The organism is Actinomadura sp., from assembly GCF_044508335.1.
Classification (GTDB): domain Bacteria; phylum Actinomycetota; class Actinomycetes; order Streptosporangiales; family Streptosporangiaceae; genus Spirillospora.
In genome coordinates this window covers 1-16691 of the sequence record NZ_JBIQHY010000146.1, presented here as the reverse complement: position 1 = coordinate 16691, position 16691 = coordinate 1, and the positions used below count along the sequence as shown (strand labels likewise).

Below are 16691 nucleotides of genomic sequence, written 5' to 3'. Positions count from 1 at the left end.
GGCGGCGCCGCCGGCCGCGCCGCCCAGCACGCCGGCCGCGAGGGCGCGCGGGAGCCCGCGCGCGGCCGCGGCGCCCCTGGCCCGGACGAGCGTGCCCAGCAGCAGCACGCCCGCGACGGTCATCCCGGCCGCGTTGCCGACGCCGAGGGCCGCGACGACCCACTGCCGCTCGACCGACAGGACCAGCGCGACGTCGGCGCCCATCACGACCAGCCAGCCGGTCACGACCGCGGCGGCGCCCATCCGGCCCCGGTGGCACGCGTACAGGACGCGCCCGAGGTGCGCGACGAGCCCGTACCCGAGCAGCCCGGGCGCGAACGCGAGCACCGCCCGCGACAGCACCTCCTGCTGGTCGGGGTGCCCCGGGTTGAACACGGCCGCGACCGGGACCGCGACGGCGGCCAGCGCGGCGGCGCCCGCGCACGACACCAGGATCACCGCGCGGGTGGTGGACGCGGTGACCTCGTCGAACCGGTCGTGCTCCCCGGCGCTGATCCGCGCCGACAGCAGCGGGAACGCGCTGGTCGCGATCGGCACCGCGAGGATCGCCCACGGCAGCAGGTAGATCGCCCACGCGTACTGGTAGTTGGCGAGCGCGCCGCCCGTCCCCTCGTAGCTGAGCCGGACGACCAGCAGCGCCGACAGCTGCTGCGCCGCGACCGTGGCGAGGCCGGCGAGCGCGAGCCGCCGCACCCGGCGCGCCACCCCGTCCGGGAAGCGCAGCGTGGGGCGCAGCCGGAGGCGCAGCCGCCACGCCGCGATCCCGGCGGTCGCGGCCATCGCGGCGCCGCCGAGCGCCGTCCCGATCGACAGGGTCAGCTCGGCGGCCTTCGGCAGGCCCGCCAGGTCGTTCTCGTGGCCGCGGCCGAGCGGCGCGTAGGCGACGTACGCGCCGATCACCACCAGGCTCGACATCAGCGGCGCCAGCGCGGGCGCGACGAACCGGCGGTGCGACTGCAGCAGCCCGTACAGGACGACCGCCATCCCGTACATGACCATCTGCGCCGACATGATCGCGAGCATGGCGGAGCCGACGTCCACGATGTCGCCGCGCGAGCAGCCCTTCAGGTCGCCGCCGACCAGCACCTCCATGATCGGGCGGGCGCCGAGCGCCATCAGCGCCGACAGCGGCACCATCAGCACGACGATCCAGGTGAGCAGCGCCGACCCGATCCGGCGGACCTGCTCGCGGTCGCCGCGTTCGGCGGGCCCGGCCAGCACCGGCACGACCATGCTGGCGAGCGCCCCGCCCGCGACGATCTCGTAGACGATGCTGGGGAACTGCGTCGAGGTGAAGTACGCCTGGCTCAGGCAGGACGTCGTGACCGTCTGCGAGAACGCGTAGGTGCGCCCGAACCCGGCGAGCCGCGACAGGACGGTGATGACCGCGATGACGACGGCGGCGCCCGCGAGGCCGCCGGTCAGCCGGCGCGCGGGCGGGGAGCGCCGGGCCGGCGGGGACGTGTCGGGAGGGGTCACGCGCGTGGACGTTCGGCCGGGGGCCGTCCGAGGTGCCTAGGCCGGGCCCGCCGCGACGCCGTTGCCCGCCGGGCCCGCCTGCGGCGGGACGGGCGGGCGGAACGCGTCCGCGGTCGCCGGCTCGCGCGCCGCCGCGGGCGCGGGCACCGCGGCGGCGGACGGTCGGCGGCCGAGCATGTCGATGCGGTTCAGCACCGGGTTGCCCGCGATGACCTTGGTGAAGCTGACGTACTCGCTGGCGGCGTTCAGCCCGGCGACGCCCGCGAGGACGGCGAGCCGCGGCCCCCGCCCGAGCCGGGTCGCGGCGAGGCCGAGCAGCGCGCCGAGCGCGTTGGCGCCGGTGTCGCCGAGCATCGCGCGCTCCCCGAGGTCCTCGGGGAGGAGCGCGGCGGCGGCGCCGAGCGGCGCGGCGGCGACGGCGCGGCCCGGCCCGGCCAGCGCCAGCGGGGTCCCGGTGATCAGCCCGACCTTGATCGCCCGGCCGGGGCGCAGGTCGAACAGGTTCATGAGGTTCGCGGACCCGGCGATGACCGCGCCGTTGACGAGCGCGTCGAACGCGCGCCCGGTGCGGGTGGGGGCGGGCGACCCGGCGACCGCGGCGGCGGCCAGCCCGGTCGCGCCGATGCCGAGGATCTTCACCGCGCCGCTGGTGACCTCGCCGCGGGCCAGCGCGGTCAGGTGGCCCTTGAACCCGCGGGACGCGCCGGACCCGGTGAGGTCGTCGTAGCCGCCGAGGACGCCGGACCCGGCGCCGGCGAGCAGCGCGGCGGCGCGCATCCGGGCGGTGGCGCCGGGGGCGAGCAGCCCGGCCGCGGCGGCGCCCGCGACGAACGCGGGGCCCTCCAGCAGCGTCACCGGCTCGCCGCGGTGGTTGGTGCGGCCCCAGACCTCCTCGCCCGGCACGCCGTGCAGCCCGGGGGGCCGGCGGGTCAGCGCGGCGTAGGCGGCGCGGGCCGCCGCGGCGCCGAGGCCGATGCCCGCCGCGAGCCGCGCTCCCCTGGCGATGCCTCGTTTCATCAGGTCACCCGTTCTTCCCCGCCGGGGGCGCGGGCGAGGGCAGGTAGCCGCTCGCGCCGGCGCCCGTCCCGTACTGCCCGGACTTGCCGCCGATCTCCTGCTGCAGCGCCAGGACCGTCACGACCTGCCCGGACGCGGTGTCCACCACGTCCACGGTGGAGACCTTGTCGTCGGCGTCGGAGTCGCGCAGCGCCGCGATCAGCCCGCCCTCCTGGGCAGAGGTCGGCGGGCCACCGACGACGGTACCGCGCCCGGCGGCGTCGAGGGCGGAGGCCAGCGAGATCAGTGCCCGGTTGTCGGCGTCGCCGCCGTCGTAGGCGTACGCGGCGGCGGGCGCGACCATCACGGCGAGCGTCGCGTGCTGGCCGGGCTTGCCGCTGGTGGTGACGTACCCGGCCTCCTTGAAGCCGTTGAGGACGGCGCCGCCGACCGCGTCCTCCCGGCCGGACTCGCCGGGGTCCTTGGTGACGAGGGCGTTCGCCAGCACCGCGCCCGCCTTGTCGTAGGGGCTCGCGTCGGCGGGGAACTCGACGTCGTCGGCCTTCAGCTGCGTGGACAGCTCGTCCACGGTCGTCTGCTGGTCGTCGTCCAGGAGCTTCTTCTGGATGGTGACGCGGCCGGTGACGGCCGCGCCCGCGTTCTTCGCCAGCTCGCTGAGCTGCTCGATGCTGTCGTCGCCGGCGCCCGGGGTCTCGATGAGCACCACGGACTGGCCCTTCAGCCGGTTCTCGACGATCTGCGGCGACAGCACCTTGGCGAACTGCTCCTGCCCGTCGACCTGGTGGCGCAGGTCGCGCTGCGCGACCCGGGCCTCCTGGGCGGTCTTGGCGGCCGAGTTCGCCTGCTGGCGCAGGGTGTCGCTCACCGAGTCCGACAGGGTGGTGGAGCCCAGCACGATGCCGAGCGCCAGCGCGAGGAAGATCGCGACGATGGAGACGAGGTGGTAGCGGAAATCGATCACGTGAAGAGTCCGGTCAGCCAGAAGACGAAGGCGTGCCAGCGGTCGGCGATCAGGGGACTGATGACGTCCCCCGCCGGGGACATGGCGACGGCGGTGACGATGGCGATGAACGCGCCGAGGACGAGGAACAGCAGCGACCAGGTGGAGATGCGGCTGCGGTAGAGCCTGCTGACGCCCTTGGCGTCGACGAGCTTGCTGCCCACCCGGAGCCGGGTGAGGAAGGTGCTGGCCATGCCGGCGCGGCCCTTGTCGAGGAACTCCACCATGTTGGCGTGCGTGCCGACCGCGACGATCAGCGACGCGCCCTTGTCGTCGGCGAGCAGCATCGCGATGTCCTCGCTGGTGGCGGTGGCCGGGAAGACGACGGCCTCCTGCCCCAGCTCGCGGACGCGCTTCAGGCCGGGCGCGCGGCCGTCCCGGTAGGCGTGCACGACGATCTCGGCGCCGCAGGTCAGCGCGTCGTCGGACACCGAGTCCATGTCGCCGACGATCATGTCGGGCCGGTAGCCGGCCTCCAGCAGCGCGTCGGCGCCGCCGTCCACCCCGATCAGCACGGGCCGGTACTCGCGGATGTAGGGGCGCAGGGTCGCGATGTCCTCGCGGTAGTGGTAGCCGCGGACCACGATGAGCGCGTGCCGGCCGCTGATCCTGGTGGTGACGTCCGGGACGCCGACGCCGTCGATGAGCAGGTCGCGCTCGCGCTTGACGTACTCCATCGTGTTGGCGACGAACGCCTCCAGCTGGGACGCGAGCCCCGCCTTGGCCTCCGCCAGCGCCGTCTCGACCGACTCGCCGGTCTGCTCGGCGCCCTTGGCGACGACGTCCTCGCCCCGGTACACGGCGGGCCCCTCGACGCGGACCTGGTCGCCCTCGCGCAGCTTGGTGAAGATCTCCGGGCCGACGTCGTCCACCAGGGGGACGCCGGCCTCGATGAGGATCTGCGGGCCGAGGTTCGGGTACCGGCCGGAGATGCTCGGCGCGACGTTCACCACGGCGCCGACCTCGCACGACACCAGCGCCTCGGCGCTGACGCGGTCGAGGTCGACATGGTCGATCACCGCGACCTCGCCGGGCTGCAGCCGCTTGGTCAGGTCCTTGGTGCGGCGGTCGAGCCGGACGGCGCCGCACACCCCGGACCGGCCGTCGTCGCGGCCGCGGCCGAGCGCGAGCACGCGGCGCGGCAGCTTGCGGCCCGGTCGGACGCCCCGCTCGCCGGGCGGCTCGGCGCCCTGCTCGCCGCCTGCCTCGGCGCTGGGCTCGGTGGTGGGTGACGGCTCGTTCATCGACAACCATCCTGCCAGAGCGCGGGAGTGAACGCCGGAAACGACGACTGTCCAGGCGTGTCCGTCTGTGTACCGTCTGTAGCGTTTGCCGGGCGCGCGAGGGCCGCCCCGCGCGCCGCCGGGTCGATCGTCCCGGCCGGCTACCGCTCGTCGGCGGCCATGGCGAGCAGCTCCTCGGCGTGCGCGCGGCCGAGCTCGGAGTCCTCCAGGCCGGCCAGCATCCGCGACAGCTCCCGCACGCGGCCCTCGCGGTCGAGGGCGGTGACGCCGCTGCTCGTGACGGTGCCGTCGTCGGACTTCTCCACCAGCAGGTGCTGGTCGGCGAACGCCGCGACCTGCGGCAGGTGCGTGACGACGATCACCTGGGCGTTGCGGGCCAGCCGCGCCAGCCGCCGCCCGATCTCCACCGCGGCCTTGCCGCCGACGCCGGCGTCGACCTCGTCGAACACGAACGTCGGGACGGGGTCGGCGCCCGCGAACACCACCTCGATCGCCAGCATCACCCGGGAGAGCTCGCCGCCGGACGCGCCCTTGTGCAGCGGCAGCGGCGGCGACCCCGGGTGCGGCGCGAGCCGCACCTCGACCTCGTCGACGCCGTGCGGCCCGTAGTCGCCGGTCGGGGTCACGGTGACCGAGACGCGGGCGTGCGGCATCGCCAGCGCCGTCAGCTCCTCGGTGACCGCGGCGGAGAACCGCTCGGCGGCGCGGGTGCGGACCGCGGTCAGCTCCCCCGCCTCGGCGGCGAGCCGCTCGGTCAGCTCGGCGTGCTCGGCGCGCAGCTCCTCGATGCGGTCGTCGTCGCCCTCCAGCTCGGTGAGCCGGGCCGCCGCCGTGCGCGCCCACTCCAGCACCTCCGCGGCCGTGCCCTCCGTCCCGCCGTACTTGCGGATCAGCGCGGTCAGCTCGGCGCGGCGCTCCTGGACGGCCGCGAGCCGCGCCGGGTCGGCGTCCACCGACTCGGCGTAGGAGGCGAGGTCGGTGCCGACGTCGGAGACGAGGTAGCCGGCCTCGGCGAGCCGGTCGGCGAGCGCCGCCAGCTCCGGGTCGTGGTCGCGGACGGCGTCCAGCGCGTTGCGGGCCTGGCCGAGCAGGCTCGTCACGTTGGCCGCCTCGAACGCGGCGGACGGGTCGCCGAGCAGCGCCTCGTGGGCGGTGTCGGCGGCGCCGCGCAGCGCGTCGGCGTGGCCGAGGCGCTCCTCCTCGGCGGCGAGGTCGGCCTCCTCGCCCTCCTTCGGGTCGACCTTCTCGATCTCCTCCAGGCCGAAGCGCAGCACGTCGGCCTCCTGGGCCCGTTCGCGCGCCCGGGTCGTCAGCTCCTCCAGCAGCGCCGTGACCTGCCGGTGCCGCTGGTACGCCTTGGTGTAGGCGCGCATCGGCTTGGTCAGCGCGGCGCCCGCGTACCGGTCGAGCGCGGCGCGCTGCCGCCCGGCCTGCAGCAGCCGCTGCTGGTCGGACTGGCCGTGCACGGCGACCAGGTCGTCCGCCAGGGTGATCAGCACGCTCACCGGGACGGACCGGCCGCCGAGGAACGCGCGGGAGCGGCCCTCCGCCGACACCGACCGGCTGATGATCAGCGCGCCGTCGTCCAGCTCGCCGCCGGACTCCTCGACGCGCTCCACCGCGCGGCCGCCCGGATCGACGACGATCCGGCCCTCGACCGTCGCGCGGCCCGCGCCCGGGCGGACCCGCTGCGGGTCGGCGCGGCCGCCGAACAGCAGCCCGAGGCTGGTGACCACCATGGTCTTGCCCGCCCCGGTCTCACCGGTCACCACGTTGAAACCGGGCGACAGATCGAGCACGGCCTCGTCGATCACCCCGAGGCCCTGGATCCGCACCTCATCGACCATCGGTCGCACCGGCGTCACAACCCTCCGCAAAAGATCCCCGATCGGCGCCTGTGGAGATTATCCCTTCTGACCGCCGGACGCTCCCCCGTCCGATCCGGCGGGCCCGCCGTCCGGGACGAACTCCGGCCCCGGGCGGCCGGCGATGCCGCCGGCCGCCGGAGCGTCCCCGACCTGCGAGTCCGCCAGCGGCGGGGACGGCCGGGACGGCTGCCGGACCCGCCCCCGCCAGCCCGTCACGGGCAGCCCGAACTTGGTGACCAGCCGGTCGGTGAACGGGGTGAGGTGCAGCCGCGCGAGCCGCACCGGCTCCTGGCCGCGGCGGACCTCCACCCGCGCGCCGGGCGGCAGGTCGAGCGTGCGGCGCCCGTCGCACCACAGCACGGCGCGCGGCGTGTCCGGCAGCACCTCCACCGCGACCGACGAGCGCGGCGACACCACCAGCGGGCGGGCGAACAGCGAGTGCGCGCTGATCGGCACGACCAGCATCGCCTCCACCTCCGGCCACACCACCGGGCCGCCGGCGGAGAACGCGTAGGCGGTGGAGCCGGTCGGGGTGGCGCACACCACCCCGTCGCAGCCCCAGTTCGACAGCGGCCGGCCGTCGATCTCGGCGACGACCTCCAGCATCCGCTCCCGCTCGGCCTTCTCGATGCTCGCCTCGTTCAGCGCCCACGTCGTGCCCATGACGGTGCCGTTGCGGCGGGCGGTGACGTCGATGGTCATCCGCTCCTCGACCTCGTAGCGGCGGTCGCACACCCGGTCGACGGTGGCGGCGAGGTCCTCCCGCTCGGCCTCGGCGAGGAACCCGACGTGGCCGAGGTTGACGCCGAGCAGCGGGGTGCCGGAGGTGCGGGTCAGGTCGGCGGCGCGCAGCAGGGTCCCGTCGCCGCCGAGGACCATGACGACCTCGGCGTCGTCGGCCGCCGCGGCGGTGCTGGGCATCACCTCCACGCCCGAGCTGCCGATGTGCGGGGCCTCGTCGTCCAGGACCCGCACGCGGATCCCGGCCTGACCGAGCCGCTCGATGACCAGCTGCGCGCTGCGGACGGCCTCCGGCCGCCCGGTGTGCGTCACGACCAGCACCGACCTTTTGCTCATGCTCTCGCCCCACTCCCCGACGCGCTCCGGCGTACAGACGTCTGGACGAACGTCCCTCCCGCGGACGTTCCCGGCCCGGGCGCCCCGCGCCCGTTCTGATGTCTCTGTACGTCGCGGCGGCTCCGTCCGTTCGCGGCCCGGCCGCTCACCGCGGCCCCTCCTCGATCGCCTTGGCGAGGGCGTCCTCGTCCAGCGGCGGGGCGCCCGCGCGCAGCCACAGGAAGTACTCCACGTTGCCCGAGGGCCCCGGCAGCGGGCTCGCCGCCACACCGAGGACGCCCAGCCCGAGCGTGCCCGCGTGCTCGGCGACGCCCCGCACGGCCTCCGCGCGCAGCTGCGGATCGCGGACCACGCCCCCGGCGCCGACGCGGTCCTTCCCCACCTCGAACTGCGGCTTCACCATGACGGCGTAGTCGGCGTCCGGGGCGACGCACCTCTGCACCGGCCCCAGGACGAGCTTGAGCGAGATGAAGGAGAGGTCGCCGACGACCAGGCCGGGAGGCGGGTCGCCGAGCGTCCCGGGCCGCAGGTCGCGGACGTTGACCCGCTCCATGACGGTGACCCGCTCGTCGGTCCGCAGCGACCACGCGAGCTGCCCGTACCCGACGTCGACCGCGTAGACGTGCGCCGCGCCCGCGCGCAGCAGGACGTCGGTGAAGCCGCCGGTGGAGGCGCCCGCGTCCAGGCAGACGCGCCCCTTGACCTCCAGCCCCTCGAACGCCTTCAGCGCGCCGGCGAGCTTGTGCCCGCCGCGCGACACGTAGTCGGGGCCGCCGGCGGCCTCCTCGACGACGATCGCGGCGCCGGCCTCGACCTGCGTGGCGGCCTTCGCCGCGCGCCGGCCGGCGACCCGCACCCGGCCGTCGGCGATGAGCTGCCCGGCGTGCTCCCGCGACCGCGCCAGCCCGCGCCGCACCAGCTCGGCGTCCAGCCTCCGCCTGGTGCTCACCGGCGGGGGCGGAGCGCGTCGGGGAAGGCGGGACGCGGCGGCTCGGCGGGACGCGGCGGCTGGCCGGGCTCGTCCTGCCCGGCGGACGCGAGCAGCTCCTGGAGCTGCCGGTGCACGTCCTCGAAGACCTCCACGTGCTCCTGGACGGGCCGACCGCCGAGCCCGCCGAGGGCGGCCACGGCGGCGTCCACGCGCGGGTCGCCGGTGGGCTCGGGCGCCGGCACGGGCGGGAACTCGGGCTCCGGAGCCTCCGCCGCCCGGAGCGGGCCCTCCGCGTCCGGCTCCGTCTCCGGCTCCTCCGCCGGCTCCGGCCCGGCGGCCGGAGCCTCCGGCGCCTCCGCGCCCTCGTCGGACATCACGTCGACCTCCCGATCGGCCCCGGAGCACCCGCGCCGAGGCGTCTTCACCTCACCCTGAACGCTACCGCGCCGTCCCGCCCGGCCCGCCGCGGCCGCGATCCGGGCGCCGCGGGCCGTCTACCTTGGGTGGACGGGTTTTGCGGCGCCGCCGGACGGCCGTAAGATCACCGACCCGGTGTCCCGCGGCGCCGCGGGCCTCACCACCGGCTCTCCGGCCTCCCGGCGGCCGGACGGCGCGGCCGCGCCCGGGGGCCGTGGCGCGACATCGTTGCCGGACGAATGGGGAACTGCCTGATCATGGCGAGCGAGGAGGACTGCCGTGCGGCGCTGGAGCGTGTCGCGGCCCGGCTGGCGGAGGTGGACGGCGACCGGCTCGCCGAGCACGTCGTGGAGCGGACGATCAGCTGCCGCGTCGCCGACCTCGGGCTGGCCTACCGCACGCGGCTGCACGAGGGCGGCCTCGACCCGTTCGAACCGGACGGCGACCCCGGGTCGGCGCAGGTGCGGCTGACCGTGGACAGCGACGACCTCGTCGCCATGGCGCACGAGGAGCTGCACCCGGCCAAGGCGTGGGCCACCGGCCGGGTCAAGATCGAGGCGAGCATCTTCGACCTGCTGCGCCTGCGGAAGCTCCTCTAAGAAGGCCGTCTTATCTCGCCGTCTCGTCCAGGGGGCCGTCCTAGAGGGAGAGGGTCTCCAGGGCTTCGGTGAAGGCTTCGGGGGGCGGAGGGGTGTCGGTCTCCCAGGCGGCGGACGCGAGGGCGCGGAGGCCGTCATAGGGGTCGCCGGAGCCGGTGAGGGCGAACGTTCCGCCGGCGCGGCGGGCCGTCCAGCCGCGGCAGGCGTGCGCGCCGTCCTCCCGGACGACCCGCGGGTGGGGGACGAGCAGGCCGGTCAGGTCGGGGGCCAGGTAGCTGGGGCGGCGGTTCGGCGGGGCGGTGAGGGCGTGCAGGGGGTCGGTGACGCCGGTGAAGACCAGGAGGCTGTCGGCGCCGCCGTTGTGGGCGCCCTCGATGTCGGTGTCGAGGCGGTCGCCCACGACGAGGGGCCGCTGCGCGCCGGTGCGCAGGATCGACTCCTGGTGCAGGGGGCGCTCGGGCTTGCCGGTGACGATCGGCTCGACGCCGGTCGCGGCGCTGATCACGCGGAGCAGTGATCCGTTGCCGGGGCGCGGCGGGCCGTCGCCGCCGGGGATGGTGAGGTCACCGTTGGAGCCGACGAACAGGGCGCCCATGGCGACGGCCTGCGCCCCCTCCGACAGGGCCGCATAGGTGAGGCCCGGGTCGTAGCCCTGCGCGACGGCGGCGGGCCGCCCCGCCGCGGTCGACACCGGGCGCAGCCCGTGCTGGTAGAGGGCGTGGCGCAGGCCCGTCCCGCCGACCACGAGCACCTCGGCGCCCGCGGGCAGCCGCTCGGCGAGCAGGCGCGCCGCGGCCTGCGCGGAGGTCACCACGTCCGCCGGGTCGGCGGGGACGCCGACCTCGGTGAGCAGGGCCGCGACGGCCGAGGGGGTCCGGGAGGCGTTGTTGGTCACGAACGCGAGCCGCTGGCCCGCCGCGCGGGCCTTGGCGAGCGACTCCGCCGCCGCGGGGACGGGCCTGCGGCCGACGTAGACGACCCCGTCGAGGTCGAGCAGGGCGACGTCGTACGCCTCGCTCAGGGGACGGTCGCTGCCTTTCATCGCGCTCCTCATGCGTGCGATCGTACGGACGTCCTCACCGGCGAGTAGGGGCGGGTCAGCGGCGGGCGTCGAGGGTGGCCCGGGCCTGCCGCAGCGCCCTGGCGTAGTCCTGGTTGTCGGGGCGCATGGCGGCGGCGAGCGCGAGGTGCTCGACCGCGCCCTCGAAGTCGCCCAGCCGGCTGAGCGACAGGCCGAGCCCGAACCGTGCGTAGTCCTCGGCGGGCTCCTCCTCGACGATCTCGCGGAAGCTCGCGGCCGCCGCGCCGAACTGCCGGGCGCCGAACTGGGCGCGCGCGAGCGCCTCCCGGATGCTGTGCGACCCCGGCTCGGCCTCGGCGGCCCGGGTCAGCAGCTGCAGCGCGGCGGCGGCGCTGCCCGACCGCAGCAGCTCCAGGCCGCGGGTGTACCACTCGTAGACCCCGCCTCCCGGCGGGGCGGGCTGCCCGCCGGGGTCGTCCCCCGGGGAATCCTCCGGACGTCCACGACCTTGACCACTCATATGGACCTCCCCTCGGATCATTACGACCGTACCCGCCGGGGCGCCGGACGCCTCCCGCCGAATACCATGCCCGGCGTGGACGACGACCTCCCCTCCGGCGCCGGGCCGGAGGAGTTCAGCGCCCGGATCTTCGGGACGGCGGGGCCGCGCACGGGCGCCGGCCTGGCGCTGTCCCCGTTCCGCGGCGTCCGGTTCGTCCCGGAGGTGGCCGGGGACCCGGCGGCGGTGACCATGCCGCCCTACGACCTGATCGACGAGGCGGCGGCGCTGCGGCTGCTGGCGGGCGGCGGGCACAACATCGTCCGGCTCAACCTGCCGCGCGCCGCCGGGGAGAGCTACGCCGCGGCTGGCGAGCGGCTCCGCCGCTGGCTGGACGAGGGCGCCCTGGCGGTCGACCCCGAGCCGGCCCTCTACGTGTACGAGGCGGCCCGCGGCGCGGCGGTCCTGCAGCGCGGCCTCATCGGCGGGCTGGGCCTGCGCGCGGAGGCGGACGGGGTCGTGCTGCCGCACGAGAACGTCTTCCCCGGCCCGGTCCGCGACCGGCTCGCGCTGATGACGGCCGCGAACGCCAACCTGGAGCCGATCTTCCTGGTGTACGAGGGCGGCGGCGACGCGGCCCGCATCGTCGACGACGCCGCAGCGGCCGCGCCGCTCGTGGAGTTCGACGCCGACGACGGGCTGACGCACCGGCTGTGGCGCATCACCGACCCCGCCGCGCACGCGCGGATAGCCGCCGACCTGCGCGACAAGCAGGCCCTCATCGCGGACGGCCACCACCGCTACGCCACCTACCGCGCCCTGCAGGCGCGCCACCACGCGGCCGGCGACGGCCCCGGGCCGTGGGACGAGGGGCTGGCGCTGCTGGTCGACTCGACGCGGTATCCGCCGCACCTGGGCGCGATCCACCGCGTCCTGCCCGGCCTGCGCCCCGACGACGCGGTCGAGAGGGCGCGAAAGGCGTTCCGCGTGACCGACTTCCCGGACGAGGCGCCGGCCCTCGAAGCGCTCGCCGCGGCGGACGGCCCCGCCTTCCTCCTCGGCGGCGGCGACTCCCTCTGCCTCCTCACCGACCCGGACGAGGACGCGCTCGCGCACTCCAGGCCGTCCGGGCACTCCGAGCGCTGGTGCGGGCTCGACACCGCCGTGCTGGACTACCTCCTCATCGGCGCCCTGTGGGAGGTCCCGGAGAACGAGAACGCCATCGAGGTGGTGCACGACGACCCGTCCGCCGCCATCGCCCGCGCCCGGCGCTCGGGCGGCACGGCGGTCGTGCTGAACCCGCTGAGGGTCGAGGACGTGCTGGCCGTCGCGGGCGAGGGCGAGCGCGTCCCGCGCAAGTCGACGTCGTTCGGGCCGAAGCCCCGCACCGGTCTCGTCCTGCGGCTTCTCGACCCGGACGCCTCCGAGAGGCCATGATCGGGGAATGGACACCGCGACCACGATCACACCGCTCGGCGGGGACGTCTACGAGATCGACACCCGGATGGCCGGCTACCGCGGCATCACCGCCGGATACCTCATCCTGTCCGACCGGCCGTGCCTGGTGGAACCCGGCACGTCCGGTTCGGCGCCCGTGGTGCGGGCGGCGCTGGCGGAACTGGGCGTCGGCGCGGACGACCTGGCGACCGTGGTCGTCACCCACATCCACCTCGACCACGCGGGCGGCGTCGGCGACATCGCGGAGATGTACCCGCAGGCCGAGGTCGTCGTCCACGAGAAGGGCGCGCGGCACCTGGCCGACCCGTCGCGGCTCATGCGCAGCGCCCGCATGGTCTACGGGGACAGCCTCGACACGCTGTTCGGCGAGTTGAAGCCGACGGACGCGGCCCGCATCCGCGCCGTCGAGGACACCGGCGTCGTCGACCTCGGCGGCGGGCGCCGGCTGGAGTCGCACTACTCCCCCGGCCACGCCAAGCACCACGTCGGACTGATGGACTCCCAGACCGGCGACCTGTACGTGGGCGACGCCGCCGGCATCTACATCCCGGAGACCGCCGACGTGAAGCCCGCCACGCCGCCCCCCGACTTCGACCTGGGCACCGCGCTGGAGTCCCTCGGCAAGTTCCGGTCCCTGGGCCCGCAGCGGCTGCTGTTCGCGCACTACGGTCCCGTCACCGAGGTGGACGACACGCTCGAACGGTCGGCGGAGGAGCTGCGCGTCTGGGTGGACGCCGTCCAGGACGCCAAGGACGAGGGCCTCGACCTCGACCACGCCGTCGCCATGGTCGTCGACCGGACCAAGCACCGCTACGCCGTGTCGGCCGACGACGTCGACCCCGACCTGGTCGCCCGGTACGAGGTGCTGAACAGCGCCGACAGCAACGTCGCCGGCATCCTGCACTCCCTCAGCCGGCACGCCTGACCCTCCGGCGCCCCCGGACCCGCGGCGGGCCGGGGAACGCGGGGCCGCGCGGTCAGCGGCGGAACGGGCCGGTCACCTCGAACGTGCAGCCGTCCGTCCCGGCGATGAAGCCGCTCTTGCCGCGCTGGGACGAGAAGTACAGGCGCGACCCGTCCGGGCTGAACGCGCACCCGGTGATCTCCGACTCGTCGTGGCCGACGACGCGCAGGAACGGCGCGACGACGCCGTCCGCGGTGATCACGTTGATCTCCATGTTGTCGCCGTCCTCGGCGACGTACAGCTCACCGGACGCCGTGGCCGTCACGGCGTCGACGCCGTGCAGGGGCGCCTCGCCGCCGGTGACGAGGTCGTCGTCGTAGGCGATGTCCAGCCGTTCGCCGGCCGCGTCGTACGCCCACACGCGGTTGTCGCCCTTGGTGGTGAAGTAGCAGACACCGTGCGTGTAGTAGCAGCCTTCGCCGCCGTCGAAACGCATGGCGCCCGCGACCTGATCACGGGTCGGCGTGAACCAGAACTGCGGGCTGGGCACCTTCGCCCAGGTGACGGGGCCGGTCCCGGAGCCGACCAGGACTTCGAGCGTCCCGGACGACAGGTCGCCCCACGTCTTGGGCCGGAACCGGTAGAAGCAGCCGTCGCCCTGGTCCTCAGTGAGGTAGACGACCTTGCGGACGGGGTCGGACGCGGCGGCCTCGTGCTTGAACCTGCCCATCGCGGGACGCGGCACCGCCGCCTTCTGCCCGCGCGGGTCGGTCTCGTAGACGAGGCCGAAGTCGTGCTCCTCGCACGACAGCCACGTGTTCCACGGCGTCGCCCCGCCCGAGCAGTTCAGCGTGGTGCCGTTCAGGATCCGGTACGCGGACGTCACCTTCCCGGACGCGTCGAACCGCACGGCGGACACGCCGCCGACGATGGGCACCTCCGAGTTGCTGACGTAGATCCAGCCGTCCCCGTCGGGGAAGCACGCACCGCCGTCGGGCGCGGGATGCCAGGTGTGCCGCGTCCCCTCGACGCGCTGCAGCGACCGCGCCACGATCCGGCTGGTGAACCCGTCGGGCAGCTGCACCCCGTTGCCGTCCGCGGCCCGCAGCGGACCGTACGGGCTCGGGCCCGGCTGCGCGGGCCCCGAGGCGAAGGCCCGCTGCCACAAGGCTCCGGAGAAGGCCGTCGTGCCGCCCGCGACGGCGGCGGCGCGCAGGAACGTGCGTCGGTTCAGGGCCATGGCTCTCCTCAAGGAGTCGTTCCCCGCCGGACGTGTCCGGCGGCCCCCCGAACGGCGCGGTCCCGTGAATATCCGGGAAACCTACCCGCCAGTCAAGTACCGGTGGTCAGGCTCCCGGCGGGGGCTGCTCCTCGTCCGCCTGCTTCGGCTCCAGGAACACCGCCGGCGCCTGCGGGACGTCCTCGTCGGGCGCCTCCGCGACCTCCGGCTCCGCGGGCTGGAACGCGATGTCCGTCGCCGCCATGGGCTCCGGGGGAGCCTGCTCCTCAACGGCGTCGCCGTCGCCGGCGGCCTCGGCCGCGCCGCCGGTGTCCGCGCCGCCGGTGTCCGTGTCGCCGGTGTCCGTGTCGCCGGTGTCCGTGTCGCCGGCGGCGCCGGCCGCTTGGGCGTCCTCTTCCTCGGTGTCGAGGATGTGGAGCCCTTCGATCTCGGCGTAGCGTTCGGCGGCGTCGGTCTCGCCGTCGCGGTCGGCGGCGGCGGCGCGCGCGAACCAGTCGGCGGCCTCGTCCGCCCGCCCGGCCTCGGCGAGCGCGTCCGCGTAGGCGTAGAACAGCCGCATCGACCACGGCCGGAGCCGCCGGTCCCGCAGCTCGGGGATCTGCAGGGTGACGACGGCCGCGTCGAACTGGCCCATGTCGCGGCGGACGCCGGACTCCACGATGCGCAGCTCGACGCGTCCGGCCGTGTCGAGCTTCTCCGCCTCCGGCGACTTGATCAGGTCGAGGGCGCGTTCGGGGCGGCCGAGGCCGCGCTCGCAGTCGACCATCACCGGCAGGTAGGTGTCGTCGCCGGCGCCGAGCCGCCGCGCGGCCCTGAGCTCGGCGAGCGCCTCCGCCCATTCGCCCGCGTGGTAGGCCGCGATCCCGGCCGCCTCCCGGACGATCCCCACCCGCGACGCCAGCCGCCGCGCGGCCTTCGCGTGCCTGTAGGACTGCTCCGGCTCGTCTTCGGACAGCCGCCCCGCCATCACCAGGTGGCGCGCGACCTTGGCCGCCAGGTCCTTCGGGAGCGTGCGCAGCTCGACCCGCGCGTCCGCGTCCAGCTCCTCGCCGGTGATGTCGTCCGGCAGCAGCGGCTCGTCGTACCGGGGGCGCTCCCGCTCCTCGGTGCGCGGCCGCGCGTCCCGGCGGTCGCGCGGCGGCCCGTAGGGGCGTCCGCCGTCCTGCGGGCGCTTCGGCCCGCGTCCCTTGAACGGCCCGCCCCGGTCTCCCGGACGTCCTTCGCGCTTGCCTTCGAACCGCCGCCCTCCCGGACGGTCGTCGCGGTCCTTGAACCGGCGGTCCTGACGCCGGCCCTCGAACCGGCGCTCGCCCTGGCCGCCGCCGGCCTGCGGACCGCCGGGACGCCCATCGCGCCGCGGACCCGCTCCCTGGCCCTGGCGGGGGCCGCGGGCTCCGCCGAACCTCTCCTCCCGGCGTTCGCCCGGCTTGCCCCGACCGCCGCGGGGGCCGTCGAAGCGCCGTTCGCCGGGCTTGCCCCGGCCGCCGCGCGGACCGTCGAACCGGCCGCCGCCGCGCTCGCGACGATCGTCGGAGCGTCCCTCCCCGGACTTGGGGCGCCGGTCATCGGAGCGCTTGAACGGGCGGCCCGGTTTCCGGTCGTCGCGCTTACCGCGGAAATCCCGATCCTTTCGGCCACCGCTGCGGTCGCCGGAACCGCCCGGGCCGCCACGGGCATCGCCCCCGCGACGGGGCGGAGAGTTCCGCCGCCCGCCATCGCCCCGCCGCTCGCGGCTTCCGTCGCCGCGGCCCTCGTCTTCCGCGCTCATCACGTCCGTCACTGTTCTTGATGGTGGTTCGTGGATACCCGCAGCCTACTTTGGCGGGGCCGTGACATGCGTCGAGGGCCGCCCCGCAAATCGGGGCGACCCTCGACCAATTCAAGTCCGGCGGCGTCCTACTCTCCCACACAGTCTCCCATGCAGTACCATCGGCGCT

Annotated in this window: 14 protein-coding genes and 1 pseudogene; 3 read left to right on the top strand and 12 right to left on the bottom strand. The window is 75.7% G+C overall.

All coding sequences use genetic code 11. The features are described from left to right. The 8 genes and pseudogenes from murJ to ACIWVC_RS31035 form a co-directional block, all read right to left on the bottom strand. Positions 1-1479: murein biosynthesis integral membrane protein MurJ (gene murJ / locus ACIWVC_RS31070; RefSeq protein ID WP_396454923.1), on the bottom strand; the 1479-nt coding region annotated here is incomplete at its 3' end. Between the two features lie 36 nt (positions 1480-1515). After that, a complete protein-coding gene (locus ACIWVC_RS31065; protein ID WP_396451930.1) occupies positions 1516-2496 on the bottom strand; it encodes a hypothetical protein in 981 nt (326 codons plus the stop codon). 4 nt (positions 2497-2500) lie between these two features. Next, positions 2501-3457 (bottom strand): copper transporter, encoded by a 957-nt coding sequence (locus ACIWVC_RS31060; RefSeq protein ID WP_396451932.1) that lies wholly within the window; start codon positions 3455-3457, stop codon positions 2501-2503. Then, positions 3454-4740, bottom strand: coding sequence for a putative cytokinetic ring protein SteA (steA, locus tag ACIWVC_RS31055; RefSeq protein ID WP_396451934.1), 1287 nt, complete (start codon positions 4738-4740; stop codon positions 3454-3456). The genes ACIWVC_RS31060 and steA overlap by 4 nt, the downstream gene beginning before the upstream one ends. A 140-nt stretch (positions 4741-4880) precedes the next feature. Beyond that, complete coding sequence (recN, locus tag ACIWVC_RS31050; RefSeq protein WP_396451936.1) at positions 4881-6587, bottom strand: DNA repair protein RecN; 1707 nt, start codon at positions 6585-6587, stop codon at positions 4881-4883. Between the two features lie 207 nt (positions 6588-6794). Further along, positions 6795-7685: pseudogene (locus tag ACIWVC_RS31045) on the bottom strand (NAD kinase); the annotation flags it as partial. Positions 7686-7830: 145 nt separating this feature from the next. Beyond that, positions 7831-8634, bottom strand: a complete 804-nt coding sequence (locus ACIWVC_RS31040; RefSeq protein ID WP_396454922.1) for a TlyA family RNA methyltransferase — start codon at positions 8632-8634, stop codon at positions 7831-7833. Then, a complete protein-coding gene (locus ACIWVC_RS31035) occupies positions 8631-8990 on the bottom strand; it encodes a hypothetical protein (RefSeq protein WP_396451940.1) in 360 nt (119 codons plus the stop codon). The genes ACIWVC_RS31040 and ACIWVC_RS31035 overlap by 4 nt, the downstream gene beginning before the upstream one ends. Positions 8991-9290: 300 nt before the next feature. Here ACIWVC_RS31035 and ACIWVC_RS31030 point away from each other — a divergent pair, with 300 nt between their 5' ends. After that, positions 9291-9632, top strand: a complete 342-nt coding sequence (locus tag ACIWVC_RS31030; protein WP_396451942.1) for an SCP2 sterol-binding domain-containing protein — start codon at positions 9291-9293, stop codon at positions 9630-9632. A 40-nt stretch (positions 9633-9672) separates the two neighbouring features. On the opposite strand, the gene ACIWVC_RS31025 is transcribed toward ACIWVC_RS31030, so the two are convergent. Continuing rightward, the gene (locus ACIWVC_RS31025; protein WP_396454924.1) at positions 9673-10674 is read right to left on the bottom strand and encodes an HAD-IIA family hydrolase; all 1002 of its coding nucleotides are present in this window, start codon (positions 10672-10674) and stop codon (positions 9673-9675) included. 55 nt (positions 10675-10729) lie between these two features. Then, the gene (locus ACIWVC_RS31020; RefSeq protein ID WP_396454921.1) at positions 10730-11173 is read right to left on the bottom strand and encodes a tetratricopeptide repeat protein; all 444 of its coding nucleotides are present in this window, start codon (positions 11171-11173) and stop codon (positions 10730-10732) included. Positions 11174-11239: 66 nt separating this feature from the next. Between ACIWVC_RS31020 and ACIWVC_RS31015 the strand changes: the two genes are divergently transcribed. Both ACIWVC_RS31015 and ACIWVC_RS31010 read left to right on the top strand, forming a co-directional pair. Beyond that, positions 11240-12589 carry a DUF1015 family protein gene (locus tag ACIWVC_RS31015; protein ID WP_396454920.1) on the top strand — a complete coding sequence of 450 codons (1350 nt, stop codon included), beginning with the start codon at positions 11240-11242 and terminating at the stop codon, positions 12587-12589. Between the two features lie 7 nt (positions 12590-12596). Beyond that, the gene (locus ACIWVC_RS31010; protein ID WP_396451947.1) at positions 12597-13535 is read left to right on the top strand and encodes an MBL fold metallo-hydrolase; all 939 of its coding nucleotides are present in this window, start codon (positions 12597-12599) and stop codon (positions 13533-13535) included. Between the two features lie 52 nt (positions 13536-13587). On the opposite strand, the gene ACIWVC_RS31005 is transcribed toward ACIWVC_RS31010, so the two are convergent. Beyond that, the gene (locus tag ACIWVC_RS31005) at positions 13588-14754 is read right to left on the bottom strand and encodes an alkaline phosphatase PhoX (protein ID WP_396451949.1); all 1167 of its coding nucleotides are present in this window, start codon (positions 14752-14754) and stop codon (positions 13588-13590) included. A gap of 106 nt (positions 14755-14860) precedes the next feature. Next, on the bottom strand, positions 14861-16534 hold the full coding sequence (locus ACIWVC_RS31000) for a hypothetical protein (RefSeq protein ID WP_396454919.1): 1674 nt from the start codon (positions 16532-16534) through the stop codon (positions 14861-14863). Positions 16535-16691 lie beyond the last annotated feature (157 nt).